General features: G+C 63.2%; 25 protein-coding genes. 7 read left to right on the top strand and 18 right to left on the bottom strand.

Annotated features, from left to right (window positions below):
- Positions 1-151: 151 nt before the first annotated feature.
- From IEX32_RS13940 to IEX32_RS13925, 4 genes are all read right to left on the bottom strand, one after another.
- Positions 152-1,294 (bottom strand): glycosyltransferase, encoded by a 1,143-nt coding sequence (locus IEX32_RS13940; protein WP_229736374.1) that lies wholly within the window; start codon positions 1,292-1,294, stop codon positions 152-154.
- A complete protein-coding gene (locus tag IEX32_RS13935) occupies positions 1,291-3,432 on the bottom strand; it encodes a GumC family protein (protein ID WP_188772154.1) in 2,142 nt (713 codons plus the stop codon). The genes IEX32_RS13940 and IEX32_RS13935 overlap by 4 nt, the downstream gene beginning before the upstream one ends.
- Positions 3,433-3,487: 55 nt before the next feature.
- Positions 3,488-4,900 carry an outer membrane beta-barrel protein gene (locus IEX32_RS13930; RefSeq protein WP_229736373.1) on the bottom strand — a complete coding sequence of 471 codons (1,413 nt, stop codon included), beginning with the start codon at positions 4,898-4,900 and terminating at the stop codon, positions 3,488-3,490.
- A 260-nt stretch (positions 4,901-5,160) separates the two neighbouring features.
- Positions 5,161-5,952, bottom strand: a complete 792-nt coding sequence (locus IEX32_RS13925; protein WP_188772153.1) for a sugar transferase — start codon at positions 5,950-5,952, stop codon at positions 5,161-5,163.
- Positions 5,953-6,257: 305 nt separating this feature from the next.
- Between IEX32_RS13925 and IEX32_RS13920 the strand changes: the two genes are divergently transcribed.
- The gene (locus IEX32_RS13920; protein WP_188772152.1) at positions 6,258-6,860 is read left to right on the top strand and encodes a polysaccharide biosynthesis/export family protein; all 603 of its coding nucleotides are present in this window, start codon (positions 6,258-6,260) and stop codon (positions 6,858-6,860) included.
- A gap of 741 nt (positions 6,861-7,601) precedes the next feature.
- On the top strand, positions 7,602-8,204 hold the full coding sequence (locus tag IEX32_RS13915; protein WP_229736372.1) for a LuxR C-terminal-related transcriptional regulator: 603 nt from the start codon (positions 7,602-7,604) through the stop codon (positions 8,202-8,204).
- A gap of 88 nt (positions 8,205-8,292) precedes the next feature.
- On the opposite strand, the gene IEX32_RS13910 is transcribed toward IEX32_RS13915, so the two are convergent.
- The 3 genes from IEX32_RS13910 to IEX32_RS13900 form a co-directional block, all read right to left on the bottom strand.
- Positions 8,293-9,438 (bottom strand): cell wall hydrolase, encoded by a 1,146-nt coding sequence (locus tag IEX32_RS13910; protein WP_229736371.1) that lies wholly within the window; start codon positions 9,436-9,438, stop codon positions 8,293-8,295.
- Between the two features lie 226 nt (positions 9,439-9,664).
- A complete protein-coding gene (locus IEX32_RS13905; RefSeq protein WP_188772149.1) occupies positions 9,665-11,170 on the bottom strand; it encodes a hypothetical protein in 1,506 nt (501 codons plus the stop codon).
- A 136-nt stretch (positions 11,171-11,306) separates the two neighbouring features.
- Complete coding sequence (locus IEX32_RS13900) at positions 11,307-12,350, bottom strand: Leu/Phe/Val dehydrogenase (RefSeq protein WP_188772148.1); 1,044 nt, start codon at positions 12,348-12,350, stop codon at positions 11,307-11,309.
- Between the two features lie 126 nt (positions 12,351-12,476).
- Between IEX32_RS13900 and IEX32_RS13895 the strand changes: the two genes are divergently transcribed.
- Together IEX32_RS13895 and IEX32_RS13890 are read left to right on the top strand one after the other, a co-directional pair.
- Positions 12,477-12,938, top strand: coding sequence for an Lrp/AsnC family transcriptional regulator (locus tag IEX32_RS13895; RefSeq protein ID WP_188772147.1), 462 nt, complete (start codon positions 12,477-12,479; stop codon positions 12,936-12,938).
- A 21-nt stretch (positions 12,939-12,959) separates the two neighbouring features.
- A complete protein-coding gene (locus IEX32_RS13890; RefSeq protein WP_188772146.1) occupies positions 12,960-13,934 on the top strand; it encodes a bile acid:sodium symporter family protein in 975 nt (324 codons plus the stop codon).
- Between the two features lie 52 nt (positions 13,935-13,986).
- Here the strand turns inward: IEX32_RS13890 and IEX32_RS13885 are convergent, their stop codons facing one another.
- Complete coding sequence (locus IEX32_RS13885; RefSeq protein WP_229736370.1) at positions 13,987-15,099, bottom strand: GGDEF domain-containing protein; 1,113 nt, start codon at positions 15,097-15,099, stop codon at positions 13,987-13,989.
- Positions 15,100-15,188: 89 nt separating this feature from the next.
- On the bottom strand, positions 15,189-17,009 hold the full coding sequence (locus IEX32_RS13880; protein ID WP_188772145.1) for a putative bifunctional diguanylate cyclase/phosphodiesterase: 1,821 nt from the start codon (positions 17,007-17,009) through the stop codon (positions 15,189-15,191).
- Positions 17,010-17,331: 322 nt separating this feature from the next.
- On the opposite strand from IEX32_RS13880, the gene IEX32_RS13875 reads away from it, so the two are divergent.
- Positions 17,332-18,591 (top strand): MFS transporter, encoded by a 1,260-nt coding sequence (locus IEX32_RS13875; RefSeq protein ID WP_188772144.1) that lies wholly within the window; start codon positions 17,332-17,334, stop codon positions 18,589-18,591.
- On the opposite strand, the gene IEX32_RS13870 is transcribed toward IEX32_RS13875, so the two are convergent.
- The 8 genes from IEX32_RS13870 to IEX32_RS13835 all read right to left on the bottom strand — a co-directional run bounded on the left by IEX32_RS13870 (position 18,588) and on the right by IEX32_RS13835 (position 23,485).
- Entirely contained in the window at positions 18,588-19,382 is a 795-nt protein-coding gene (locus IEX32_RS13870; RefSeq protein ID WP_188772143.1) for an NUDIX hydrolase, read from the bottom strand. The genes IEX32_RS13875 and IEX32_RS13870 overlap by 4 nt on opposite strands.
- Before the next feature lie 357 nt (positions 19,383-19,739).
- Positions 19,740-20,069, bottom strand: coding sequence for a Grx4 family monothiol glutaredoxin (grxD, locus tag IEX32_RS13865; RefSeq protein WP_188772142.1), 330 nt, complete (start codon positions 20,067-20,069; stop codon positions 19,740-19,742).
- A gap of 32 nt (positions 20,070-20,101) precedes the next feature.
- A complete protein-coding gene (locus IEX32_RS13860) occupies positions 20,102-20,335 on the bottom strand; it encodes a BolA family protein (protein WP_188772141.1) in 234 nt (77 codons plus the stop codon).
- Between the two features lie 13 nt (positions 20,336-20,348).
- Complete coding sequence (locus tag IEX32_RS13855) at positions 20,349-20,672, bottom strand: DUF1476 domain-containing protein (protein WP_188772140.1); 324 nt, start codon at positions 20,670-20,672, stop codon at positions 20,349-20,351.
- A 133-nt stretch (positions 20,673-20,805) separates the two neighbouring features.
- The gene (gene leuD / locus IEX32_RS13850) at positions 20,806-21,408 is read right to left on the bottom strand and encodes a 3-isopropylmalate dehydratase small subunit (protein ID WP_188772139.1); all 603 of its coding nucleotides are present in this window, start codon (positions 21,406-21,408) and stop codon (positions 20,806-20,808) included.
- Positions 21,408-21,578, bottom strand: coding sequence for a hypothetical protein (locus tag IEX32_RS13845; RefSeq protein ID WP_188772138.1), 171 nt, complete (start codon positions 21,576-21,578; stop codon positions 21,408-21,410). Before IEX32_RS13845 ends, leuD begins: the two co-directional genes overlap by 1 nt.
- A gap of 4 nt (positions 21,579-21,582) precedes the next feature.
- Positions 21,583-23,016, bottom strand: coding sequence for a 3-isopropylmalate dehydratase large subunit (leuC, locus tag IEX32_RS13840; protein WP_188772137.1), 1,434 nt, complete (start codon positions 23,014-23,016; stop codon positions 21,583-21,585).
- A gap of 82 nt (positions 23,017-23,098) precedes the next feature.
- Positions 23,099-23,485 carry a hypothetical protein gene (locus tag IEX32_RS13835; protein ID WP_188772136.1) on the bottom strand — a complete coding sequence of 129 codons (387 nt, stop codon included), beginning with the start codon at positions 23,483-23,485 and terminating at the stop codon, positions 23,099-23,101.
- A gap of 168 nt (positions 23,486-23,653) precedes the next feature.
- Between IEX32_RS13835 and IEX32_RS13830 the strand changes: the two genes are divergently transcribed.
- Together IEX32_RS13830 and IEX32_RS13825 are read left to right on the top strand one after the other, a co-directional pair.
- Entirely contained in the window at positions 23,654-24,172 is a 519-nt protein-coding gene (locus IEX32_RS13830) for a sterol desaturase family protein (protein WP_188772135.1), read from the top strand.
- Positions 24,173-24,399: 227 nt separating this feature from the next.
- The gene (locus tag IEX32_RS13825; RefSeq protein ID WP_188772134.1) at positions 24,400-25,197 is read left to right on the top strand and encodes a sterol desaturase family protein; all 798 of its coding nucleotides are present in this window, start codon (positions 24,400-24,402) and stop codon (positions 25,195-25,197) included.
- 22 nt (positions 25,198-25,219) lie between these two features.
- Here IEX32_RS13825 and IEX32_RS13820 read toward each other — a convergent pair whose 3' ends face one another.
- Positions 25,220-25,579, bottom strand: a complete 360-nt coding sequence (locus IEX32_RS13820) for a YbaN family protein (RefSeq protein ID WP_188772133.1) — start codon at positions 25,577-25,579, stop codon at positions 25,220-25,222.
- Between the last annotated feature and the right edge of the window lies 1 nt (position 25,580).

Genomic DNA, 25,580 nt, shown 5'->3' with positions numbered 1-25,580 from the left:
AAGGAGCCCAGATCCAATGGATGTTCACGACCCAAACGGCGCGCGAAAAACTCCGCAAGGCCTACCCCGTCAAAGAGTCATAATCTCTGTGGCGTGGTACTAGGGCGAAGCAGCGACTGCGCTCGCGTATCCTGGCGTGCGCTTCCGGGTGTCAGCCCATCTGTGTGAACTGCAGGAACTTCTCGTCGAAACTGGCAGGCGAAAAGTGCGCTGCCCGCTCGATGGCATGGCGCGGATCGAAATCGCTCAGAAAGTCCTCCATCCTCGCCACGGCATCGATCAGCGCTTCGGTTTCCTGGCTCTCGAAGAAGACGCCGGTTCGGCCCGGCTCGACCGTATCGAGCAGCCCGCCGCGCGCATAGCCGACAACCGGACGTCCCGAGGCCATGGCCTCTACCGGAGTCAGTCCAAAGTCCTCCTCGGCCGTCATGACCAGCGCCCGTGAGCGCGCGTAGGCCCGCTGCAGGCCGGCGAAGTCGAGGCGGTCAACGATGCGGACGTTGGGTCCGGCTCGCGCCTTGAGGGCTCTGGACATGCCGCCCGAGCCGACCATGAGGAGCGGCAGTCCACTGGCGTTGAATGCGTCCACCGCCAGGTCCGGGCGCTTGTACGGCACCATCTGACCGACCCACAGGTAATAGTCGTCGATATCGATGGAAGGCGTGAAGAGGCTCGTCTCGACCGGCGGATGAATGACCTCAGCCTCGCGGCGCCAGACCTTGCGGATGCGCTGGCGGATGAAGTGCGAATTCGCGGCGATGCGATCGACGCGCGCGCTCGAACTGACGTCCCACTCGCGCAGCCGGTGGTACATGCGGGGCATTGCCGCCCGAGCCAGCCAGTTGGCCTCCTGCTTGTAGCGATGATAGTGATCCCACAGGTAGCGCATGGGCGAGTGGCAGTAGCAGGCGTGGAGCGAAGCCGGCGCGGTGATCACGCCCTTGGACGGCCCCGCTTCGCTGCTGATCACGAGATCATAGCCGCTCAGGTCCAGTTCCTCGAGCGCCATGGGCATGAGCGGCAGATAGTACTGATAGAGCCTGCGGGAGAAGGGCAGGCGGTCGATGAAGCTGGTCGTCACCTTCGCCTGCCGGATCCTGGCCGAGACGGCGGCGGGATCGTAGACGTGGGTGAACAGGTCGGCCTGGGGATAGAGGCCCAGCATGCGCTCCAGCACGCGCTCGCCCCCGCGCATGGATACCAGCCAGTAATGCACGATCGCCACGCGCGGCTGCGAAAACGAAGCCGCCGCTGCCGAGGGTTGGCGGGGCAGGGGGCTGGCCTGCACGTTCACGCGTAGTACTCGCTGTACTTGTTGTAATAGAACGAGACGTCGTCGCGGTGGAAATAGGCCTTCTTGCGCAGGTCCACCTGGTTGAGCGCGACGCCGACGACGTTGACCAGATCCTTCGGCAGGCGGCTGCGCGCGGTGCGGATGGCGAAGCTGGAGGTCTTGCACCAGTGTGCGACGAGAACCACCGCGTCGGCGCGGCGCGCAATGGTGCGCGTGGCCGCGATCGGAAGGATCGGCGGCAGGTCGAGGATGATCCGGTCGAAGTGCGGCCGCAGCTTGTCGAGCAGATCGACGAAGGGTTGTCCGGTCAGCAGTTTGTCCGGCGCATCGCTGTTAGCTCCAAGCGGCAGCACGCACAGTACCCGATCGCGTATCAGTTCCTTGACGTCGATCTCCGAGGTGCCGTTGAGCACTTCGATAAGGCCCGGCTGATCGGGGCCGACGTCGAGCAGCCGGCTGATGCCGCGCCGGCGCAGGTCGCAGTCGATCAGCATCGTGCGCTCGCCGTCCGCCGCCAGTACATGCGAGAGGCAGCACGACATTACGGTCTTGCCTTCGCCGGGCAGGGCCGAGGTGATCGCGATCACTTGCGCTCGCTTCGGGCTTGTCTGGTCGATCGCCGTGCTCAGCACGCGGAAGGACTCGGTGAACGCGGACTTGGGATTGTCGCGGATCGCCGATATGGCGTGCGGCCTTTCGGCATGGACGGACGCCAGAAGCGGGATCGAGGCGAGGCAGTTTTCTCCGAGGACATGTTCGACTTCGTGTGCCGACGTGATCCCGTGGAACAGCGCGTTCGCTACATAAGCCGCGAGCACACCGAGCCCAACGCCAATGACCAGAGAGAGCGCCAGGTTCAGTTTCAGGTTTGGTGAGATCGGCTTCAACGGATTGTTGGCGAGCGACAGTATCCGCGCCATGGGTTTTGCCGTGCCCTCGGCCGCAAGCAGTTGCTTGTAGCTGTTGAGATAAGTCTCATAGATCCCCTGCGACGCCTCGGCCGCGCGTTCAAGTTCGCTGAGACCGACCATGGCCGCATTGTTGGACGCGAGCTTCGCGCGCGCGCCGGAGAGGCTGGTGGCGATCGAGGCCAGACGATCTTCCGACACCTCCTTCTTCGCACGCAGGTTCGAGATCACGCGCGAGATTTCGGCCTGGATCTGATGGCGGACCTGGGTGAGCTCATTACGCGAACGGACCAGTTGCGGGTGGTTCGGGCCATATCGTGCTTCCAGGTTGGCGACTTCGCCGGCGAGTTCCCCTTCCTGCGTTCTCAACGACGAAACGACCGCGGACTCAAGCGCTTCGCCCACGTCGTCGCCCGACGAACCGGAGCGCAACTGGGCCAGCGCGGTCTGGAGCCGTGCCGAGTCCTCGGCGGCGGCGGCGCGCGCCCTTGTCACTTCGAGGTTGTAGTTGGATATTTCCTGTTCGGTCAGCGACGCCCCGGAGGTGCTCAGCAGGTTGTTGGCTATCCGGTACTGTTGAAGCGCGTTCGTATCAGCCTGGGCCTGTTCCCGCAGCTTTACCAGCCTTTCCTCGACCTGCTGGCGGACCTGGGTATTGCGGTCTTCCTCCTGCCGCGTCTGCCAATCGGCAAATTGCCGCGCGTATTCGTTGACGATCTGCCGTGCATCACCGGGGAAGGCCGCGTCGTAGGAAATTGTCAATGCGTAACTGTTGCCGCTACGCCGAGCGCCCACATTCTCCTGCAGTTCGTCATAGAGTTCCCGCTTCTCTGCCTGATTCAGGTTTTTGTCGATTTTCAGCGCCTGGGCCACGCGGTTTGCCATTTCCCGCGACCTGATGATCTCGATCTGGGTTTCGACCAGCTGGCTGGTCAGTGTAATCGGAACTTCGGTTGTTCCGTCGGCGGCCGGCAGGCTTTTGCTCTGATCGACCAGCATGACCGTCGCCTCGGCGCGATACACCTTTTCGGACAGGAGGCTTATGGCCAGTCCGACGAGCAGGCCGACGGCCGCGCAGGCGAGGATGATGCTCAATCGGCGGCGGAAGAAGCTTATGCTTGCACCAAGGTCGAGGCGGTCGGCCGCGGCGAGCGAACGTTCGTCCATGTTGGCAAGCGCCGAAGAACCGGCGCCCGCCCCCGCAGTGACAAGTTCTCGTGAGCCGCTCATTGTCGTTCTCCTGAGCGCGGGCCCGTGCCTGCGAGCTGCATGGCGCGCGGGCCAGCTAAAACGCTATTCTCACTCCGGCGCTGAATGCCGCGCCGCTGTAATCGCGGCGGCTCGCTCCACCGGCCTGCTTGCGGTATTCGGCTCCGACGACGGCTGCGATGTTTTCCGTGACGCGGTACTGTACGTTGCCATAACCGGCATACCGACGGTCCGTGCCGCCCAGTCCGCGGTAGTCCTCGTCGGTGTAGGATACGCCGGCCTCGACCAGGACGCGCCTGCCCAGCGCCCGCTGTACCTTCAGATCGAAGTCGCTGCGCACGATTGCCGGAACGTCGTCGAGAGGGCTGGCATCGACGGTGCGCTCACCGCTGGCGGTCAGGCGCCACATGGGCGTCGGCGTCCAGGTTGCCGCAAGCCTGTAATTGAGACCGGTCGCAGCCTTGGTGTCAGGTGCGTCGAAGTTCTGACGGATGTAACCGACCGCCGCCGTCACATCGACCAGTCTGGTGACTTCGTAACGGATGCCGGCGAGAACGGAATAGCCGCTCGAGTCGCGCGAGGTTCCTGTGTTGCGGTGATAGTCGACCTTGTTGGCGCCAAGTTCCGCATGGAGGCGCAGAACCGGCGAGAGGCGATAGCTGGTCCTGAGCGAGGCCTTGCGAATGGTCGCGTCACGACGACCCAGGTCGATCGTGACACCATTGATGCTGGCGTCCAGGAACTTGCGTCGCTGGACGGAGCCGGTGAGCTCGGCTTCGAGAATGCCGCCGGTGCGGTCTATGCTCACTTCCATGCGCGTGCTGTCGAAGCGCACGGGGCGGTCGGTTGCGAACTGGTCTCCCGCGGTGCCGCGTTTCTCGATGCCGCGTTCGTAGCCGCCGCTGGCGCGAACGCCGATACGCGCGCCGAGGTCGAGGAACGCCCGGCCGGTGAGGTAGTATGTCTCGGAGTTCTCGTCCGATACGTCGGCATAGCGGCGGATCGTCGCACCGGACAGAACCTCCAGCTCGTGCCTTGAGAGGCGCGTGGCAAGGCGAAAGTCGGAGTCGACCACACCAATGGTATCGTCGATACGGTTCTGCTCGACGTTGTAGATGTTGGTGTCGTAGTGCCCTTCGATCAGCGTCCGGTTGTACAGCACCAGGCCGGGCGACAGTGAAATGCCCCGACCTTCTTCGGCTTCGAATATCTCGGTCGGTGTCGTTACGTCTTCCTGGGCCGCCGCCATCCGGGGGGCCGCGAACAGGGCCAGGAGCAGGGCAAAGCGCGCGGCGATTGCAGGCTTCCCCTGGCGGGGGCGTCCGGAAGCGACGTAGATGACGTGATGGACCGCGCGCTCGCATCGCTCGCCGCGCGTAAGCGTCAAGTGCAGGGCGAGTCGGGTCAGTTGCGTCGTGTCCCTGGCCATTGCGGCGAGGGCATGGCTTCGCCTTCGCGCGCGGGGGCGTGCCGGAAACATCGGCGGCATTCGCGAGTTATCCCGAGTCGGAGGCGGCGCATTTATATTGGCGGGCTGGATCAAGTCGCCCAGAAGTAGTAGAGGCACGTTCATTATGGACAGTGTAATTGCCATGACCAATTCGTTTCCGGACGAGAGAGACTCCGTGTCGCGGGAACCTCGGTTGGGCCCAAGGCGCAGCTTTGCGCGCGGTCTTGCGATAGCGGTGCCTGCCGCAATCGCGTTTTGGGGTCTTGTCGTCTGGCTGATAATCTGACCTTTCTCGACCATTACCACGCACCTTTGCGAGCCAGGACTGCCGGGACGGTCGCGAGAAGGATCTTGAAGTCCAGCGTGAGCGATTTCCGGCGCACATAGAGCCGATCGGTTGCGATGCGCCGACGATATGTAACCTCGCAGCGCCCGGTCACTTGCCAAAGCCCTGTAAGGCCAGGTTTTACCTGCAGGTAGCAGGGAGCGTGGCGTCCATAGCGCGGCAGTTCGTCAGCGACGACCGGACGTGGGCCTACGAGCGTCATCGAGCCGTTCAGGACGTTGAACAACTGCGGCAGTTCATCGAGGCTGGATCGCCGCAGAAAGTTTCCGAGCGGCGTCACCCGCGGGTCGTTGGTGATCTTGTAGGAGGCCTCCCACTCGCGTCGCATCACCGGGTTCGTTTCCAGGATGTCCTCCAGCCGCTCCTCGGCATCGCGATACATGGAGCGCAGCTTGTAGCACTTGAAGCGCCGACCGTCCTTGCCGACCCGGACATGCGCGAAAATCGACGGACCGGGATCGCAGAGTGTAACCAGCAGCATCAGGAGCAACAGGACCGGCAGCAGGAAGATGATCAGGGCAAGGGAGAAGACGACATCGCGCACCCTCTCCGGACCGCTTTGCGGCATTTGTACGCTGCGGCCGGCGGTGGGCTTCGGATCGGCGATCTTCCTTATTGCCGGCTTCGCAACTGAGGCCTGGTCAAGACGGGGCCGGGTGATCAGCGCTGCTTCCGCGAGGCCCGCCGGGTTGCGAGCGACGGCGGAACCAAACGGTCCATCGGCCTCGGTCGGGCGTCTCGACAAGTCGGTTCGTAAAGTGTGCATCTCGCTCAATTCGATCACTAAGGGAAAGCCCCCGCCACAAGGGTTTGATGGCGCTGGCTCAGGTGCTGACGATTTCCCAGATCGCGGCGCCATACAACCGGGCATCGGATGTATCGTGCGCCTACCTAAAGTGGTTAAGCGCGTCGTACTTGAGATGTGAAGGCTCGCTCCAAATGGTCGTTCCAGATAGTTAATCCGACGATTAGAATAGACGCTACTGAAGGCGCGTAATGTCATTACGGGACACTTCGGGAACTCAGTCAGCGAAACGGAGGAATCCGCAGATGAGCACTGACAATCCTACACATCACGAGCGCCGCATCCTGCTTCTGCCCTGCCTCGTGTTTGCCTGCCTGGTGGCAGCGCCGGCGCAGGCGGGTGCTCCGCGCGGGACAGTCGAAGAAGCGAATGCAAGGCTCGTCGCCGGGTACCAGGTCGCCACCGGTGACAAGTTGCGTATTACCGTGTTCGACGAACCGAGCCTGACCGGCGATTACGAAGTTGGAGACGATGGGGCGGTTGCCTTTCCGCTTATCGATCCGGTCAAGGCCAGCGGTCTCACGCCCATTGAACTCGCGAAGGCGATCGCCGGCGAACTTGAACGTGGCGGCTACGTCCTGGTGCCGCGGGTCTCGATCGAAATCACCGAGCACCGGCCGTTCTATATTCTGGGCGAGGTCGCGAAGCCGGGGGAATATCCATACAGCGGCGAGCTGACACTGAGACAGGCGGTCGCCAAGGCCGGCGGCTTCACGGCTCGCGCCAACAAGCGGGTGATAAAGTTGCAGCGCAAGTCCGCCGGCGCGGCGGTCCGGATCAAGCTTGGCGAGACTCCGCTCAGGATCGCTCCGGGAGACACGATCATCATCCAGGAGGCGTTTTTCTAGCGATCCGGAATTGAAGTCCGGATCGGTGGAGGTTTGTCACATCGAACTTGTTTCAGCATCCATCTCGCCGTTCACTCAGGGGCCGCCGAACGGATGCCCGGATCCACGCCTTGAGGACGTTTCGACGTGGAATGGGCTCCGATTTCAGATCGCCGGCGAGGGCGAACAGGCTTGAACGCGAGAGGCGCTCAAGCCCGCGCATGGCTTCTCCTGCGAAGGCCGAGGGTGGGCAGTCAGTGGGGGGCATATCCAAGTACCCGTGGAATATAGATAAAATTTAACACCACTGTAGGAGTAAAATGTGGAAAACGTTGGTCTCGCCGGGTCTGAGTTTGCGCGATCATGTTAGGCACGTTGGTGCAAAGGTCCGTCTGAGTGATTCGCAGTGTATTTAAGGATTGCGATTTCAAACTGGCCCGTTCCAGGACTCTACAGTACCCAATTAGGGTATAACTATAAATAATAGTGCATTGTTTAAGTTGTTGAAAATATTACGGTTTCCCGATTCGAGGGTCGAAGGTCGCTAGAGTCAAGAAGTAAGGCTGTTAGCTGACAGTTGATTCCCGCCCCCGCTTGCCGCATCGTTCGTTCCATAAGGTATGGAGTCGCGTTCCGATCGGACCGGCAGTTGTTGTCGGCCTGTTTGATTACTCATTAGGGCAATCGGGGGGACTGCAGATGTACCGTGATGTGTGTATCGTCAGCGCATGTGAGATTACCAGGGAGGGCCTTGGGAACATCTTGAAGTCCGAAGGCTTCGGTTTGATCGGTTCATATGGCGCTATCAGCGAACTTGAGGAACTGGAGTTTGAGTCCGGCTTTTTCATCGTCCTGGATGGAGTCGAAACAGACGATCAGCCGCAAGCCGTGAGGGAAATAAAGGGCCGATTCGATTCCGCTCCGGTTGTCGTGCTGACCGAACGGTTTGATTTCAACGCCATGCTCGAATGCTTCCATTCAGGGGCGCAAGGTTACATCGTGCGCTCCATGAAGGCGCAGCCGCTTACGACGTCCCTTCGCCTTGCGGCGATGGGGGAGCGGGTGCTGCCGCCGGATCTCGTGGATGTCTTCGAGCATCAGGCGTTCACACCGATTGTTCGCACGTCCGAGCAGTCCGACGAAGACGTCAACCGGGCCAAGCTGTCGCCTCGCGAACTCGACGTGCTGTGCTGTCTGATGGCGGGGTATTCCAACAAGGTTATCGCCCGCAAGCTAACGGTCTGCGAGGCTACCATCAAAGTTCACGTCAAGGCCATCCTGCGCAAGCTGAATGTCCATAACCGTACCCAGGCCGCGATCTGGGCCAGCTCGCGCGGACTTTCCGACGTGGAAATGACCGCATAAACTCGCGTATACCAGTATCCGCCAAAACAGCATAAAAGGCCCCGCCTTCACCGTGAAGGCGGGCCTTTTTATGCCTTGTGCGCGCCCGTCACCGGTTGCGCATGAGATGGGCGAGCGCCTGACTGTCTTTCGGCAGGCATTGCGAAGCCTGTGGGCGCTGCGTTCGATCGCAGTCCCAAAAAGCCAGGTCCATGCCCGTGGCGGAATCCCGAACAAAAAGGAACAGCGGCCGGTCCATCTGCATCGGCTCGCGATTCAGGTTCTTGTCGAGCTCGGCGCCCCTGGCATAGCCCATCACCGAACAGGACGCTTTGCCAGCGCACTGATCGAGAGCCGTCATCGCCCAGCGTCCATTGGGCGATTGCGGATCGACAGCGATCAGGTGAGCCCGGCTGACCGCCGGTTGCACGATGGCTACGGCTGCCAGGGTAGACGTCGCTGGATCGGATGCATCCGATCCGCCGATGCCCGCCGGAGAGGGCCTTAATTCGTCCAGCCCGGCGGAAACAAGCGCATCGCTCTCGGCGCCCCAATTGCGGCTGCCGGCAAGTCGCCCCTGGCCCCCCGGCCAGCGGTAGAAGATATGCGCGCCGATCTGGCTGACGCGCTGCAGCGCGCTGCTCCACCAAGGGACGACGTAGTCGGCGTGGTAATGCGTCGCCTGGCCGACCGATACATCGACGGCGCCGTCGAGCGCTTCCTCACCCAGCCGTCTGGCCAATTTCCATTGTCTGGCGGACGGAAAGCGTTGTTCCATCGAGCCGTCGCAGGTGAAGGTGAATTGGCACCCGGTGGAACGTTCGCTGCCTTGAAAGACCACTCCGCACACCGAATTGGGAAAGGTCGGATGCCGCACCCGGTTAAGGATGACCTGCATGACTGATTTCTGGCCTTCGGTATCGTTGCCGGCCTCGTACCAGGCCGCCGCGGCAAGGCAGTCCAGCGCATGCTCCCGATTGCTGCTGTCGCCCTTGTAGAAGAATGGCGATGCTGGCCGGCCTGATTCGGCCTTCGCGGTCACCAGGATGGACGGCATCGGCGCGCTCAGGAGGGCAGGCTGAACGTGTCGCGGCGTGGCCGCGGACGCATCGGAGGACAGCAGGGGGCGATGCTCGCCTTCGTTCGGTGGCGAAGCAGGGTTCACGGCTTGCGCGATCAGAGTAGCCGCGATGAAGAGGCAGGCAATGCCCGCGACCGCGTTCTTCGTCTCGCGGTCGGCAAACAACAGCTTCACACAACTCGCGGGCGTGCTGGCCTCGCGAGCTTGGGGCTGATCGGGGGCGCCGAGGAACGTCACGGTCGGAAGCATGCGGCTGATTGGCCGGGCTTGCCAGCATGCTTTTGGAGTATGTGGGAGAGCGTTGGAAGTATAGCTGAAGGGATGCATTGCCGGGTGACAGATCATTCCGCGGGCGAGTCCCTATCGGCTACCGGCCGCGCCAGCGGCACGGGGAGAGGCTTCAAGGCTGTTTCTTGAAGAACTTCTGCGCGGCCGAGCAGAGCAGTCGTTCGTCCGGCGGGATCTCTCCGACGAGGGACACACTGCCATCGGGCATGCGCCGCGCGATCACGAGGGCGAATTCCTCTCCGTCGGGTTCCAAACCCTCGAAGGCGCGGACAGGTTCGTTTCTCAACTTCCGCGCGATCTTTTCCAGCCGGGAGTTCGCGGCGGGCTTCGCCTTGCGGCGCAACTGGCGTTCGGCCTTGATCACGCCTTTCAGGCCGCCGTCGAAAGCCTGGAGATAGTCCGCGAAACTGCCGGCGGGCAATCCAACGCGAAGCGCATGCGACAGCGCGGTGGCGTATTCCGCCAGGCGTGTCCGGTCATAGGCGGTGCCGAATATCAGCTTGACCGCCGGCGTTATTGGCGCGCGGACCTGCGCCTTCAGGCCAGCTTCCTCGACGATACGGTCGAACCGCTCGGGGGCGGCGGTCGCATGCAGCGCGAAGTCGTAGGCGGCTCCGATGGCCTTGTAGAGCGCGATGTGCGAGCGTTCCTCGCTGCCGCTTGCCGCCGCGGCGCGATCTCGCGCGATCTGGAGTGACAGCAGAAGATGGTCGCCGGCAGCGAATGCCGCCCCATGAACCGGCTCGACCTCCGGTTCGGAGCCATCTTCCAGCGCTTCCGTGAGAAGCAGCGGCACGTCGACGGTCCGGCCGTCCCGCTTTCCTTTCGTGGGGGATGGCGCCGCATTTGAGAACAAGGCCAGCGCCCGCGCCATGGATCGCGGAAATTCGGGTTCGGGAGGGCGGGCCGGGGGCCGGTCTTCGTCCGAGACGCAGACGAAGAGGACGGGCTGTTGCGGCGGAGTTTGCGCCGGGCGCGGCATCTCTTCCGGATCGATTTCCTGTTCGAGCAGCAGAACGTCTTCCGGGGGCGGCGCACTTCGGGTCTTTTGCTCCGCCTCCGCGATTATCCGGCTGGGACTGTCGAGGTTGAACAGGACATCGACCAGGAATGTTCCGGCACCGTCGCCGGCGAAGGGAAGGGCGATCCCCTGAAGGGCCCTGACCTGGCCATCGCTGTCGATGATCTGCTCGTCGAACTCCATCGCGTCCTTTAGGCGGATGGCCCGCAGCGAGACGTCATGCAGCAGCACGACGAGCGGGCTTTCGATCGGCAGGTTCGGCCAGGCGGCGCCCGATAGCGAGGCAAGCCGTTGGGCAAGGTCTTTGCCCAGATAGGATATCGTCGGTACCGAAACCTGTTCGTCCCATACCACCTGCACGCAGTTCGGCGTGAAGAGCCGCGACTCCGAACGATGACTGTGCGAGATGGTCGGCAGTTCCGCTTCGCCGCGCAGCGTTTCCCATTGGCTATAGGCAAGAGCGGCCACTTTGCCGAAGGGTTCGACAATGGTTGATGCCGGGGCTGATGCCGGGGCCGATGCCGGGCTGGCGGTGACGTCACCATCCTCGTGCGAGTGCACGGCGTCACGCTCTGTCAGCTCAGAAGTGTAGTCCATGCGATCGATTCCCGTAATGGGACAATGCGCAACGACTCGTCGCTGCACGGTCGCATAATGTTCTCATCGGGGGCTATCACATACAAGTAAGCCCTACGATGTACCTCCAAGGTTAGGGAGCGCTGGCTCCCGCGTATCAGGCGGCCGGCTGCAGCATCAGGCGCTCGGCCATGCGATCGGCGACGATGGACGGCGAAAGCCCTGTGTGCGCGGCTTCCTCCAACACGGCGTAGGTGCGCGGACCGATCCGCATCACCCGTCCGCGAACATCGCCTGCACTCTCGCCCAGGTATTCGGCCGAGACATTGATGATGCCGCCCGCGTTGACGACGTAGTCGGGGGCATAGGCAATCCCGCGTTCGACCAGCATTTCGGCGATGTGCAGCGCGGCCAGCTGATTGTTCGCCGCGCCGCAGACGACTCGCGCCCGGAGTGTGGCGACGGTAGCTTCATCGAGCGCGCCGCCGAGCGCACAGGGGGCGAAGACTTCGGCCTCGACGTCCGCGATGCCTTCGACTGACACGATCCGCGCGCCAAATTCGTCCGAGAGTCGGTCGCAGCGTGGACCGTCGATATCCGCGATCATCAGCCTCGCGCCCGCCTCCGCGAGCAACCGGCACAGTTCTCCGCCCACGCTGCCGACGCCGAGCACCGCCACGGTCATTCCCGAAAGCGCGCTTTCGAACCTGAACCGGGCCGCCGCCTTCATCGCTTCGAACACGCCGAGCGCGGTCCAGGGCGAAGGATCGCCGCCCGCGAAGCCGGGGCGTGCCGAACGTCCGGCGACATTTCGGGTGTGCCTTCCCGCGTATTCCATGTCGGCAACGCTGGTGCCGACATCCTCGGCGGTGATGTAGCGGCCCTCGAGCTGTTGCACGGCCTTGCCAAAGGCCTCGAACAAGGCCTGGCGATCGAATTCCCCCGCCGGCCGGCGCAGAACGGCCTTGCCGCCGCCGAAAGGCAGTTCGGCCATGGCGTTCTTGTAGCTCATGCCTTCGGCGAGCCGGAACGCGTCCGCCATCACCGAAGCCGCGTCAGGATAGCTCCAGAGGCGGCACCCGCCTGCCGCCGGCCCGCGCGCGGTCGAATGAATGGCGATCACGCCGTCAAGACCCGCGGCTTCGTCCAGCAGTCGGACGAATTCCATCGGCGGCATTGATTGGCCCGCGCGCATTACCATTCTCCCGGTCTCCTTCTGATAAGGGAAAATTATTGCAGCTTCGTGCCGGGGTTTCTGTCCTGATTTGCCAGGATCGGGGAAAAATGCGAAGCGGTGAACCCCGAAAAGCAGGCATTCGTGGATAAAATGACCGAACTTGATCCATATGAACGAAAGATTCTGCGCGAGCTGCAGCGCGACGCGAGCCAGACCACGGCGCAGATCGCCGAAAGGGTCGGCCTGTCGTCCTCGCCCTGCTGGCGCCGCATCGACCGGCTGGAGCGCGAGGGTATCATCAAGAGGCGCGTCGCGATCGTCGATCGGCAGATGGTGGGGCTGACCGCGCAGGTCTTCGCGCAAGTCAAGCTCAACGCCCATGGACGCGCCAATCTCGATCAGTTCGCTGAAAAGATTCGCGAATTTCCCGAGGTACTCGAGTGCTACGTGCTTATGGGCTCCGTGGACTTCATGATTCGTGTCGTGACCGAGGACATCAACGCCTACGAGCGCTTCTTCTTCGAAAAGCTGTCCCAGCTACCGGGCGTTCAGGAAATTACCTCGACTGTCGCGCTTTCGGAGATCAAGGCGACCACCGCGCTTCCGATCTGACCCGCCAGGCACCGATACCCGATGAACCGACTGCTTTCCCGCCTCTCTCTCGATCCCTATCTACTGCTGCTGATCGCGACCGTCGCGCTGGCCTCGGTCCTGCCGGCGCGGGGCGGCTTCGCGGACATCGCGGGCGGCGCGGCCGATGCTGGAATTGCGCTGCTGTTCTTCCTGCATGGAGCAAGACTATCGCGCGCGGCGATCATGGACGGGGCGCGGGCGTGGAAGCTGCACCTTTCGGTGGCGGCGCTTACGTTTGGGCTGTTCCCGCTGATCGGACTTGCCGTGTCCGTTATCCCCGGGCTCGACCCGGCGCTGGCAACCGGGGTGCTGTTCCTGACCCTGCTGCCCTCTACCGTGCAGTCCTCGATTGCTTTCACGTCGATCGCAGGCGGCAATGTCGCCGCAGCCGTGTGCAGCGCTTCATTTTCGAACCTTGCCGGAATCTTCGTGACGCCGCTGCTCACCGCGTTGCTGATCACGGGCAGGCAGAGCGGCTTCTCAAGCGATCCGGTCGTGACGATCACGGTCCAGCTCCTGCTGCCATTCCTGGCCGGGCATTTCCTGCGACCGTGGATCGGTGGATTGATCGCGCGGCACAAGAAGGTACTGGGCTACGTCGATCGCGGTTCGATCCTGCTGGTGGTCTACACCGCCTTCGGCGCCGCGGTGATCGACGGCCTGTGGAGCCGCATCGCCTTTGGCGAACTGGCGCTCATAGCAGGACTCTCGCTGGCCATCCTTGCGCTGGTCCTGCTGGCGGGCGCCGGGCTGGGCCGATGGCTCGGCTTCTCGCGCGAGGATCGCATCGTCCTGATATTCTGCGGTTCGAAGAAGAGCCTTGCGACCGGAGTTCCGTTGGCGGGAGTGCTGTTCTCGCAGGCGCAGGTGGGCGCGATCATCCTGCCGCTGATATTCTTTCACCAGATCCAGTTGATGGTCTGCGCCGCGCTGGCCCGCCGCTTTGCGCAGGCTGAGCGGCTGGAAGCGCCATGACCGCACTCCCCCTGCCTTCAGAGGCGGGGAAGCCGCGTTATCACAATCCGTCTTATGCTGTGACGACCCGCGGTGCGTGATCGTGCCGCGCGCGTTTGCGATCGTAGAGCTTCTCGTCGGCTTCCTGCAGGAGAAGATCGAGCCGCTCATTGCGGTTATGGCTTACCACTGTGCCGATACAGGCGGTGACCGATAGTGAATGATCTCCGATACTGAAGGGCTGGGCGATCGACGCGCTGATGCGGCGGGCGAGAAGTTCGGCCTCCTCGGCGCGGCGCAGGCCGAACTGGATGACGGCGAATTCGTCGCCGCCGAGGCGAGCGACGATGTCACCGTTGCGGATCGCGCCGCGCAGGCGGCCGGCCACGGCGGAAAGCAGGGCGTCGCCCACCGCATGGCCGAAGCAGTCGTTGACCGGCTTGAACCGGTCGAGATCGAGGTAATGGACGGCAATCAGTCCGTTGGGGGAAATTGTCGAAGCGTTGTTCTCGTAGTACTCCCGCAAGCCGAGCCGGTTGGGCAGCGTCGTAAGCGTATCGTGGCGTGCCAGTGAGACCGAGGCGAGGCGCTTGGCGATTTCCGCCCGCACCGTGCTGTGACGGACGAGTACCGACTGGGCCCCGGCCATCAGGAAGGCAAATGCGATCACACTCATGCCTACGTAGATGGGGTCGGCGTGCATGGCGGCGGCGATGATCGTCGGGCCGACCGCCAGGGCCATGCCGGGAAGCGCGATGTTGGGTCTCAGGCCCGCACCGGTCGCCACGCCCGCGCAATAGCCTACCACGAGGCAGATCATCAGCATGTGCGATTCGGGTGATAACAGCCAGAAGACCCGGGCTCCAAACATGCCCAGCAGCAAGGAAAAGCCGATATAGGGAAGGCCGAACGCCAGTTCGATCTTGCGTGCTTCCATCCGGTCGATAGCGGCCGTCAGCGCCTTGCCGCGAAGGAACTGGGTCACGGCCAGTCTTGCGGTGCTGACGACAAGACCCGCGCAGCCGAGAACGAGGAGCAGGTCATCCGGTTGCTCGTGATAGATCAGCCCCAGAGTGAGAGCGAACGCTATCCACAGGATCACCGCAGGCATGATGTTCAGGTAGAGACTTCGAACAAGCTCCACGTAGACTTTGTCGGTCAGCGACTCGTTTGACGTCGTTAGCACCTCTCGCTCCTCTCGGCGTTGCTGCTTGTCTTCGGCAACGACCAAAGGCGAGCATAAGCCGCCGAGGGTTATCAGGTTGATAACGGCGTTCATTTGTCGCGATTTTTGTATGTTCCCGTGGGGCTCGGCCCGGTAACATTCGGAGCCGGCGGGGAAAGGAGAAAGCCCTGTCCCATCGGGCACTCCATCCGGCGCAGCGCTGCCAGTTGGTCGTCGTTCTCGATCCCTTCGGCGATGACTGCGATGGACAGTCTTTGCGCCATCGCGATCACGGCGGCGACGATCGACTGCGCGTTAAGATTTTCGGTGATGTCGCAAACGAAGCTGCGGTCGATCTTTACCTTGTCGATCGGAAAGACCTTGAGATGCGTGAGCGAGGAAAAGCCGGTGCCGAAATCGTCCAGCGCGATCGAGATGCCTTCCGCCTTCAGACGGTCGAGCACGGCTTTCACCTGGTCGAGATCGTTCACCAGCAGCATGGTCTCTGTGATTTCGACCGTGATCCGGTCCGGCGGAACCATGTACCGGGCAAGGGTCGACAGCAGCATGTCCGGATAATCGCCGCTGAGCAGATCGGCTTCCGTGGCATTGATGCTCACGAATGCGGAGCCGCTGCCGGAGGCGGCGAGGCTTGCAAAGTCGGAGGCGACAAGAGTGATCATTCTGATCGCGACTTTTCGTGACAGTTCGGGGTCGACCAGTGCGGGGAGCAGTTGCGCGGCCGTCACCTCGCACCCGTCGATGGTGGAGATCCGCAGCAGCGCTTCGTAGCCTTCGGTTTCACCCGTTCCGAGATTGATGATCGGCTGATAGCTGGCAAAGATGCGGTCGCCGGCCAATGCGGATCGAACCTCCAGTTCGGCCGTCATGCGCGCCTGATTGCGGTCCGCGAACGCGCGGTCGTAGAAATGCACTCGGCCTGGTCCCATCGATGTGCTGTGGTGCAGGGCCTGATGCGCGCGGCGCAGGAGTTCTTTCGAGCCGACCCCGCTATCGCACTCGGCGATACCGCAGGAGCCCCTGAGGTATACGCTGTTGCCCGAAATCTCGATCGGTCGGGCGATTGTCTCGAGCGCTTGCGCGGCCAGCCGGTGCACGGCCTCGCGCGTGAAATCGCCCTGCAGCGCCAGGACGAACTCGTCGCCGCCCCATCGGGCAAGCGGGTATGCCTCGGGGATCTCCGCGCGCAGACGGGCGGCGATTTCCTGCAACGCCGCATCGCCGACAAGATGGCCGTAGACGTGATTGGCTTCCTTGAGACCGTCGAGATCGATTATCAGAAGGAACAGGAGGCCGTCGCCCGCTCCGCGCTTGCGGATTGCCTCTTCGAGCGGTGCGTTAAAGCCATTGCGGTTGAGCAAGCCCGTCAGTTCGTCGTTTTCGGCGGCCTGCTTCAGGGCAAGGTGCGCGCGCCGCAGTTCGAGGTTTCTCGCATGGGCCGCGACGAACTGCTCGACCAGCGCGGAGAGCCTTTCGATCAGATCGACGTGCGGCGCATCGAACTTGTGCGGCATCGGGTCGGCGGCGCAAAGTGCGCCTACGATGTGTCCGTCCGGGCAGCGAACCGGACATCCCAGGTAGGACCTGATGCGCGGCCCCTCGTGGACGAGCCGGTTTCCGGCGAAGCGGCCATCGCTCCGCGCGTCGCTCAAAACGAAAGTTGCGCCCGACGCGATAGGATAGTTGCACAAGGCAATCTCGCGCGGGGTTTCCGTCATGTCGACACCGCGCGATGCGAGAAACCATTGCCGGCTTTCGTCCATCAACGAGATAACGGCGAACGAGGAGCCGAGCGCCATAGCCGCGATGTGCACGATCTCGTCGAACGAGACGTGCCCCTCGCTGTCGAGAAGTTCGAGTTTTCTGAGCGCGGCGACACGCTCCGCGTCAGCCTGGGGCGCAGGGGGCATTCCTGGGTCGTTGTCCTTGAAAGCGCGATCCGAATTTGGGCTCGTGTTCGTTCGTTATGTCATTGAACTGATAGGCCCTTATCCGCCTGCCTTGCAGGCAATGCCTCTTCGGGCAACCCCGAAGGCGCGGACGTATCATGGTGGGGCACCCCGGGACGGCTATCGCGTTGGAAGGCGCTGCCGCGCGGAGTGTGCGCGGCTTCGCTGGAGCGAATTATGTTTCGGTAAATGGAAAGAGTTCTGGTCAGGGCGTCGCAGAAGGTTACCTTCGTGGCAAAATATCCATTCGGCGTGAACGCCGACACCATAACGGGAGAGTTCATTGGCTTTAGCTTCAAGCCCGGCGTCCGATGCGCCGAATCATCCGCTGGCGGTTCGCATGGGCGTCGTCGCCGGTGTTTCGCACAATCTGGTGATAGGTCTCATCATGGGCTCGTTCGGCCTGATGCTGGCCTCGGTCGAGGATCGGCTGGGGGTCAGCGGCGAGGCGGCGGCGGTGGGTATTCCGCTCACGCTGGTTGGGTCGTCGGTGCTCGCGCCGTTCGTCGGAGTGCTTATCGCGAAAGTCTCGCTGCGCCTGCTGCTGCTGGCTGGAGCGCTGCTCGCGGCGACGGGTTATTTCACCCTGGCCTTCACGCAGAGCTACGCGCTTTATCTCGTCGCCTACGGACTCCTGTTCGGTCCGGCGCTGAGCCTTGCCGGTTCGATCGGTCCGGCAACGCTCGTCACACGGTGGTTCAACCGCAATCGCGGCCTGGCCCTGGGCATTGTCCACCTGCCCATCGTCATCGCCATCGTTCCCTGGTCGCTCGATCGCGCGCTTACGGTCTATGCTTCGACGACGCTCTACCTCTTCATGGGCGTGCTCATCGCGGTCCTGCTGGTGCCACTCACGCTGCTGGCCGTCGATCATCCGCCAACAGCTGAAACGCTGGCGCCGGAGCCGGCGGAAAAGCGCACGGCGGACGGTTCGTTCAGCGTCGCGCAACTGCTGGCTCGTCCGCGCTTCTGGGCCATTTGCCTCGCCGCCATCGCCAGCATGACGAGTTCGGTCATGCTCGGATCGCTGCTCGTGCCCATCGGCGTTTCCTGGGGTTTTGCCCGTAGCGAGGCGGCGATCCTGCAATCGATCATGGCAGCCGTGGGCATTCTTGGCTCAATTCTGTTCGGATGGGTCGCGGACAAGCTGGGCGGCGCTCGCTCGCTGGCCTTGATTGCCTTTAACTGTGCGCTGCTCTGGACCGTGCTGCTGATGCACCCGCCTTTCGCGGCAACGGCGGTGGTCGTGGGCCTGATCGGCATGCACGGCGCGGGAGCCATCCCGACGCTCGGACGCGGGCTTTCCGACAGCTTCGGCCAGGCAAGCTATAGCCGCGGCTTCGGCCTGAGCACGATGATTGGCCTGCCGTTTATCGGCACTGCGATCATCGGCTCGGAAAGGGTCTTTTCGGTGACGGGCAGCTATGATCTGGCGATCACGAGCATCGCATGCTTTTTCGTCATCGCCATCTTCCTGGGGCTTTACGGCGCGACGGGTGCCAAGCTGCAAGGTCCGCTCGCGGCACCGGCGGAGGCGATCTAACCGCGATTGGCGGTGGCCACCGGCTGTCCGAGCACGGGATAGCCGTAGCCATCGGGAATCATGAGCCATTCTTCGCCCTCGCGCATGACCTTGTCAGGGTGAACGCGGCGCACCGGGTGGCGGGCGATATGGCCCAGCGCTTCGGCGAAAGTGCCGAACAGGGCCAGCCGCTCGAGATTGCGGCGGGTCGGGAAGATCACGCTGATCTCGCCGGCATCGGCCATTTCCAGCGCGCGTGCGGCGCTGGCCCAGAAGAGGCGTGTGTTCTCGGTGGCATCGACCGTCACGTCGACCGCGCCTGTCCCCAGGTCATGCACGAAGAAACGGGTGTCGAAGGCGCGATCCCATAGCGGGCACCAATGGGCATAGAGCGTGAGGCTGCCGGTATCGAGCCGCCAGCCGAAGTGCTCCAGCACGGGCGCGAGTTCGCGGCCCTCCAGCAGCATTCGCCGGGCCGTCATCGCTTCATCGGCACTGATCGTCTCGCGGGTGGCGATCATCAGCCCGGTCTCCTCCAGTGTCTCGCGAATGCCGGCGATCTTCGCGGCCGCGATCTCGATCGGCTCGCCGGGCATGAGCGCGGCGGCAAACTCGCGATCGGCGGGATCGACGCGGCCGCCGGGGAATACGGCGGCACCGCCGGCGAAGCGCATCTCCTTCGCACGCTGCACCATGAGCAGTTCCGGCGCCGCGCCCGACCGGGGCGAGCGGAAAATCACGACTGTCGCGGCCGGAACCACCTGGGGGCCATCGGCAGGCATCGGGGCATCTGACGGGGGATATTCGAACATCGACCGGATGTGGCTTGCCCGGCAGTGTCAGGCAAGCCGAAATGCTGCGACATGTCGGAGTGCTTTACAGGTTGGGGCGTTCGCGATCCCGTTGCGGTAATCAGAAGCGCTCAAAACCGGCAAACACGCAAACTGGCACGTAACGTGCTTATGATGCTGTACCCCCATAAGTAGTCTCGACAGAGGCGGGGCCGATCAGTCTCCCGGCCCTGCCTCCCCGAGCCCTTCCTTCGAAAATTCGGCAAATCATTGCAGGGCGGCAATTTCCGCATGCGGCCTGATAGCGCGAAGGTCAGGCAAAGCGAGCGCCCGGAAGCAATCCGGGCGCGTTGGAGGCCGACGATGAGGGGGGGCGGCTCAGCCTTGCGTGGCTAGCCCGGAGTCGACGAAAAGCTGGTGCAGTTCGCCGGCCTCGTACATCTCCATCATGATGTCGCTGCCGCCGACGAATTCGCCCTTCACATAGAGCTGCGGGATCGTCGGCCAGTCGGAAAAGGCCTTGATGCCCTGACGGACTTCCATGTCCTGCAGCACGTCGACGCTCTCGTAGGGCGCGCCGAGGTGTTCGAGGATCGCCACCGCGCGGCTGGAAAAACCGCACTGCGGGAACAGCGGCGTTCCCTTCATGAACAGGACGATGTTGTTCTTGTTTACAATCTCGCTGATGCGCGCGTTGACGTCGGACATGGGGGGCTTGACCTTTTTGCCTTTACGCAGGCTCAGTTGGGAACGGCGGTCGTCAGTTGCAAGGCATGGAGCGTGCCGCCCATGCGCCCGCCGAGCGCCTCGTAGACCATCTTGTGCTGGGCAACACGCGGTTTGCCGGCAAATGCGCCGGAAACCACATGTGCTGCATAATGGTCGCCATCGCCGGCGAGGTCCGTGATCGTCACTTGCGCATCAGGCAGTGCCGCCTGGATGAGGGTTTCGATTTCTTGTGCGGACATCGCCATGACTTCGGGCCTCTCAGACTTCGCCGAGGAAGGCGCGGCGGGCTTCGACCTGCTTGGCGTCGAGCGCGGCGCGCACTTCGGCTTCGGACGATTCCACACCGGCGGCGGTCAGGTCGCCCAGGATCTTGCGGATCACGTCCTCGTCGCCGGCTTCCTCGAAGTCGGCCTGGACGACAGACTTGGCATAGGCATCGGTTTCGGCCTGCGAAAGGTTCATGCGTTCGGCCGCCCACTCGCCGACAAGGCGATTGCGGCGGGCCTGGATGCGGAACTGGGTGTCGGCATCGCGTGCGTACTTGGCTTCTTCGGCGCGTTCGCGGTCTTCAAAACTCGTCATCGGACAACCTCGAAATAAATGCCCCTCGTCGTCGGGCCCCTGTCACTTGTAAGATGCCGATAAGGCCGGGATCGAATCCGTTCAATCCGGATTCGCCCATCGGCTGCTTTCAATCGTCGCAGCGAGTGCCCCTTCAGTCCACCGACGCGAAGGTACGGGCCAGAAACGGCAGTTCTTTCCTTGCGTGCGCTTCATGGGTGCTGATCGCGTCGCCCTGGGCCATGGTTAGACCCACTTCGTCGAGCCCTTCCAGCAGGCAATGCTTGCGGAATGCGTCGATCTCGAACGTGAAGCGGTCCTGAAACGGTGTGGTCACCGACTGCGTCTCGAGGTCGATGTCGATTGGATCCGTCTTCGCGACTTCCATCAGCCGGTCGACCGCCTCCTGCGGCAGCGCGACCGTGAGAATGCCGTTCTTGAAGGCATTGCCCGAGAATATGTCCGAAAAGCTCGGTGCGATGACGCAGGTAATGCCCATGTCGAGCAGCGCCCAGGCGGCATGTTCGCGGCTCGATCCGCAGCCGAAGTTGTCGCCCGCGATCAGGATAGGCGCGCCGGCGCATTCCGGATCGGTGAAGACGTTGCCCGGCTCTTTTCTGACCGCCTCGAAAGCGCCCTTGCCCAGACCCTCGCGGGTGATGGTCTTGAGCCAGTGCGCCGGAATGATGACATCGGTATCGACGTTCTTGCGGCCGAACGGGATCGCGCGGCCGGCCACGTGGGAGATCGGTTCCATCAATCGGTCTCGGGCGCGTCTTCGGGGTGGGGCGGCGGCGCGGCATTCGGGCGCGGCTTGCTGCGGCGCTTCACGAAGAGCAGGGCAGCGGCAACGGCTGCCGAGCCGATGGCGGCGCCGGCGGCGAATGCGGCCTTGTTGCCGAGGTTGTTTTCAGATTCGTCGACCATTTTCCTATCCTACAAGTTCGCGAACGTCCGTCAGCCTGCCGGTAACGGCGGCGGCGGCGGCCATGGCGGGGCTCATCAGGTGGGTGCGGCTGCCCGGCCCCTGCCGCCCGGTGAAGTTGCGGTTGCTGGTCGAGGCGCAACGCTCGCCCGGTGGCACCTTGTCCGGGTTCATAGCGAGACAGGCCGAACAGCCCGGCTCGCGCCATTCGAGACCGGCCTCGATGACGATCTTGTCGAGCCCCTCGGCCTCGGCCTGCGCCTTCACGAGGCCGGAGCCGGGGACGACGATCGCCCACTTGACGTTATCCGCCTTGTGCCGGCCCCTCAGAACCTCGCACGCGGCGCGAATGTCCTCGATGCGGCTGTTGGTGCAGGAGCCGATGAAGACGTTCTCCACTTCGACGTCGGTCAGCCGGGTGCCGGGTGTCAGCCCCATGTAGTCGAGGCTGACCTTGACTGCCTCGCGCTTGGAAGCGTCGGCGAAGTCCTCCGGCGCGGGCACCGCGCCTCCGATCGGCGCGGTGTCCTCAGGGCTGGTGCCCCAGGTGACGGTCGGCTGGATATCCTCGGCGCGGATGGAGATGGACTTGTCGAACTTCGCGCCCGCGTCTGTGGCCAGGCTCTTCCACCAGGCCACGGCCTTGTCCCAGTCCTCGCCCACCGGCGTATAGGGGCGTCCCTTGAGGTACTCGAAAGTCGTCTCGTCGGGCGCGACCAGGCCCGCGCGGGCGCCGCCCTCGATCGACATGTTGCATACCGTCAGCCGGCCTTCGACCGACATTTCCTCAAAGACGTTGCCGCGATACTCGATCACGTAACCGGTGCCGCCGGCCGTGCCGATCACGCCGATGATGTGCAGGATCACGTCCTTGGGCGTGACCCACGGGCCGAGTTTGCCCTCGACGCGCACTTCCATCGACTTCGACTGCTTGAGCAGCAGCGTCTGGGTCGCGAGTACGTGCTCGACCTCGCTGGTGCCGATGCCGAAGGCCAGGGCGCCCAGGCCGCCATGACAGGCAGTATGGCTGTCACCGCAGACGATCGTCGCGCCGGGCAGTGAAAAACCCTGTTCGGGGCCGATGACGTGGACGATGCCCTGCTCGACATCGACCGAGTCGATATAGCGGATGCCGAACTCGGGCGCGTTCCTGCGCAGCGCGGCGAGCTGGGTAGCGCTTTCGGAATCGGCTATCGGCAGGATGTTGCCTTCCGCATCCTTGCGCGCCGTGGTCGGCAGGTTGTGGTCGGGAACCGCGAGGGTAAGGTCGGGACGTCGCACCGGCCGTCCGGCGGCGCGAAGGCTCTCGAAGGCCTGCGGGCTGGTCACTTCGTGGACGAGGTGCCGGTCGATATAGATGAGGCAGGTGCCGTCGGCGCGGGTGTCGACGACGTGTGCATCCCAGATCTTCTGGTAAAGCGTTCGCGGTTTCGTGGTCATGGTAAGGTGCGATTAGGCACGCCCGCCCCGCAATTCAAGGGAAACGAGCGCGCCTTTTCGCGTATTCGCCAAGACGCTAGGCTCAGCCGCGGCGGCCGTCGCGATCGCGCCGCTCCATGCGAAGGGCGACATGGACCCGGTCCACCTTGCGCTGCAGGGTCCGCATTTCCCGAGGGCTCAGTCCGTTACGGGCATAGCTGGCGTAGAGACGCTGGATGTTGGCGGCCTCGCGGCGCAGGCCATGGGCCTCGCGCTGGCTGATTGCGCGGCGCGCGGCGGCGCGGTCGATGTCGCGGCGCAGGTCGTTGATGTCGCCGCGGATCGAGGCGTTGCGCACGGCGGTATGGCGCGCACTGTCATGGCGCTGGCTCTGGTACCGGTGCGTGTCGTGGGCCGAAGCCGGGGCGGCAACGGCGAGGCCGAGTGCTGCGACAAGGGTCGGGGCGATGATCTTGGTCAGGTTACGCATGGTGTTCATCCTCGGTTGGATCTGGCGGGGCGCCCGGTTTGTGAAGGGCGTTCCGTGCATTCAGGAATATGCCTTGTAAAATGAACGTCAGCGATATGGCCCGTCGCAAATCGGTGAGCGATTGTAAGAGAGTGTCGCAGGCGCGGGGCAGGGTGCTATACAGGCGTCATGCCTGCCTTTGCCGCCCTTGCCATCGTCCTTGCCACTGTCGCCGCGATGGAGTTCGTCGCCTGGGCGAGCCACAGGTACATCATGCACGGCTTCGGCTGGGCCTGGCACCGCGACCATCATGAGCCGCATCGCAAGTTGCTGGAGAGAAACGACCTCTACGCGCTTGTAGGAGCAGCCATCAGCATCGCCATGTTCGCCCTGGGATCGCCGCTTGTTATGGGCGAGGGGGCGTGGCGGCCCGGCACGTGGATCGGCCTGGGCGTGCTGATCTACGGCGTGATCTACACGCTGATCCACGACGGCCTCGTTCACCAGCGCTATTTCCGGTGGGTGCCAAGGCGCGGCTATGCCCGGCGGCTGGTGCAGGCGCACAGGCTCCACCACGCCACCATCGGCAAGGAGGGCGGCGTCAGCTTCGGGTTCGTGATTGCGCGCGACCCTGCGGCGCTGAAGCGGGAACTGCGCGAGCAGCGCAAGGCGGGGATTGCGGTGTTGCGTGAGGCCATCGAGGACTGACGGTCGACGGCGTAAGGCCCTTGGTCCTGTGCCCGCGGCCACAGTTCGTTTCGAATCTTCTGACATTTTCTGATCAGAGACAGGGGCAGTGGATTTTCTTTGAGAACAGTGTTCCCAAGGCGCTCGTTTGGTGGTATTGACGCGATACACCATGGCTCATAAGGGTGTTTGAAGCTGTTTCCGCCGTGCCCCCTGGCCAACGACAAGCAAAGTTGGGATCGAGTGCTATGAACACATCACTGCTGGAATCTGTGCTGCAGAACTATCACTGGCAGCTCTCGTTTTATGCCGGGCTCGGGATCGTGGCCGTCGCCTTTTTGGGCAAGGGGATCGCATGGCTGGTCCCGACGTTCAGGCAGGCCGGCAGGCTGAACCTCGACACCTATCGCAAGAAGATGGAAAAACCGAACTACGCGGCCAACCAGAAGTGGAACCGCAAGTGGGGACCGCTTTCCATGGTGGTGATCTTCGGCCTGATCCTGCCCTTCTGCCTCACGGCGCAGGCGCAGCCCTGGTGGAACATGCTGCTCGATGTCTTTGTCATCCTGATGTTCTACGATTTCTTCTATTATCTGACCCACCGGTTCCTGTTTCATGACAACGGCTTCCTGGGCGGTCCGCTGGTCCGGGTCCACGCCGTGCATCACCGCCAGCATAACCCCTGCCGCATGGATTCGAGCTACATCCACCCGATTGAAGTAGCGATCGGCCTCGGCCTCTACGCCGCGAGCATCCTCGTGCTCTCGTTGGTGATGGGACCGTTCCATGTCGTGACCATCGTCGTCTCCTGGGTGGCGTTCACCCAGATCAACCTGCACAACCACGACCTGTGGGAAGTCGATCGCTTCCCGTTCAAGTACCTGAACACCATGTCAGCGATGCACCACAACCACCACGCCAGGTTCACCGGCGGCAACTATGCGACGATCACGCTGCTTTACGACTGGATGTTCGGCACGCTCGACCATGGCGACGGCTGGAAGGAGCGGGCCGAGAAAGCCCGGGCAAGGGCAACCGCCCAGTAAGTTGGCAGGGAGGGGCGTCAGGCTACTCCGGCCGCGTGCAGATCCACGGTCCGACCACGACCAGCACCACCACGGGAATCATCATCCACGGCCAGCCGGCCACCAGCCAGGTAAACGGGATCGATGCGCTCATCGCCAGGATCGCCGAGACCTTGCCCCTGCGGCTGACCGCGCGGCGATCACGCCAGGCGCGCAGGTGGTGGCCGTGGGTGGGATGGTTGTGGAGCCGTTCCGCCCATGCCGGGTGGCTCTTGGAAAAGCACCAGGCCGCCAGCAGGTAGAAGACGACCGTGGGCATGATCGGCAGGAAGATGCCGACCGTGCCCAGCGCGACGAAAAAGATCCCCGCGCCGAGCCAGACATGACGCCTAATTCGCCGCATA

Origin of the sequence: Novosphingobium endophyticum, from assembly GCF_014640675.1 — a bacterium.
Lineage (GTDB): Bacteria > Pseudomonadota > Alphaproteobacteria > Sphingomonadales > Sphingomonadaceae > Novosphingobium > Novosphingobium endophyticum.
Note: the sequence above shows the minus strand (reverse complement) of the source record. Positions and strands in the feature narration are given on the sequence as shown.

Coding starts and splice junctions, on each gene's coding strand:
- IEX32_RS13820 (WP_188772133.1), bottom strand. CDS start 25,579: ATGCGGCGAATTAGGCGTCATGTCTGGCTCGGCGCGGGGATCTTTTTC.
- IEX32_RS13835 (WP_188772136.1), bottom strand. CDS start 23,485: ATGCGTAACCTGACCAAGATCATCGCCCCGACCCTTGTCGCAGCACTC.
- IEX32_RS13895 (WP_188772147.1), top strand. CDS start 12,477: ATGACCGAACTTGATCCATATGAACGAAAGATTCTGCGCGAGCTGCAG.
- IEX32_RS13920 (WP_188772152.1), top strand. CDS start 6,258: ATGAGCACTGACAATCCTACACATCACGAGCGCCGCATCCTGCTTCTG.
- IEX32_RS13830 (WP_188772135.1), top strand. CDS start 23,654: ATGCCTGCCTTTGCCGCCCTTGCCATCGTCCTTGCCACTGTCGCCGCG.
- IEX32_RS13935 (WP_188772154.1), bottom strand. CDS start 3,432: ATGAGCGGCTCACGAGAACTTGTCACTGCGGGGGCGGGCGCCGGTTCT.
- leuD (WP_188772139.1), bottom strand. CDS start 21,408: ATGGAACCGATCTCCCACGTGGCCGGCCGCGCGATCCCGTTCGGCCGC.
- IEX32_RS13855 (WP_188772140.1), bottom strand. CDS start 20,672: ATGACGAGTTTTGAAGACCGCGAACGCGCCGAAGAAGCCAAGTACGCA.
- IEX32_RS13860 (WP_188772141.1), bottom strand. CDS start 20,335: ATGGCGATGTCCGCACAAGAAATCGAAACCCTCATCCAGGCGGCACTG.
- IEX32_RS13870 (WP_188772143.1), bottom strand. CDS start 19,382: ATGTTCGAATATCCCCCGTCAGATGCCCCGATGCCTGCCGATGGCCCC.
- IEX32_RS13890 (WP_188772146.1), top strand. CDS start 12,960: ATGAACCGACTGCTTTCCCGCCTCTCTCTCGATCCCTATCTACTGCTG.
- grxD (WP_188772142.1), bottom strand. CDS start 20,069: ATGTCCGACGTCAACGCGCGCATCAGCGAGATTGTAAACAAGAACAAC.
- IEX32_RS13880 (WP_188772145.1), bottom strand. CDS start 17,009: ATGCCCCCTGCGCCCCAGGCTGACGCGGAGCGTGTCGCCGCGCTCAGA.
- IEX32_RS13900 (WP_188772148.1), bottom strand. CDS start 12,350: ATGGTAATGCGCGCGGGCCAATCAATGCCGCCGATGGAATTCGTCCGA.
- IEX32_RS13845 (WP_188772138.1), bottom strand. CDS start 21,578: ATGGTCGACGAATCTGAAAACAACCTCGGCAACAAGGCCGCATTCGCC.
- IEX32_RS13905 (WP_188772149.1), bottom strand. CDS start 11,170: ATGGACTACACTTCTGAGCTGACAGAGCGTGACGCCGTGCACTCGCAC.
- leuC (WP_188772137.1), bottom strand. CDS start 23,016: ATGACCACGAAACCGCGAACGCTTTACCAGAAGATCTGGGATGCACAC.
- IEX32_RS13930 (WP_229736373.1), bottom strand. CDS start 4,900: ATGCCGCCGATGTTTCCGGCACGCCCCCGCGCGCGAAGGCGAAGCCAT.
- IEX32_RS13825 (WP_188772134.1), top strand. CDS start 24,400: ATGAACACATCACTGCTGGAATCTGTGCTGCAGAACTATCACTGGCAG.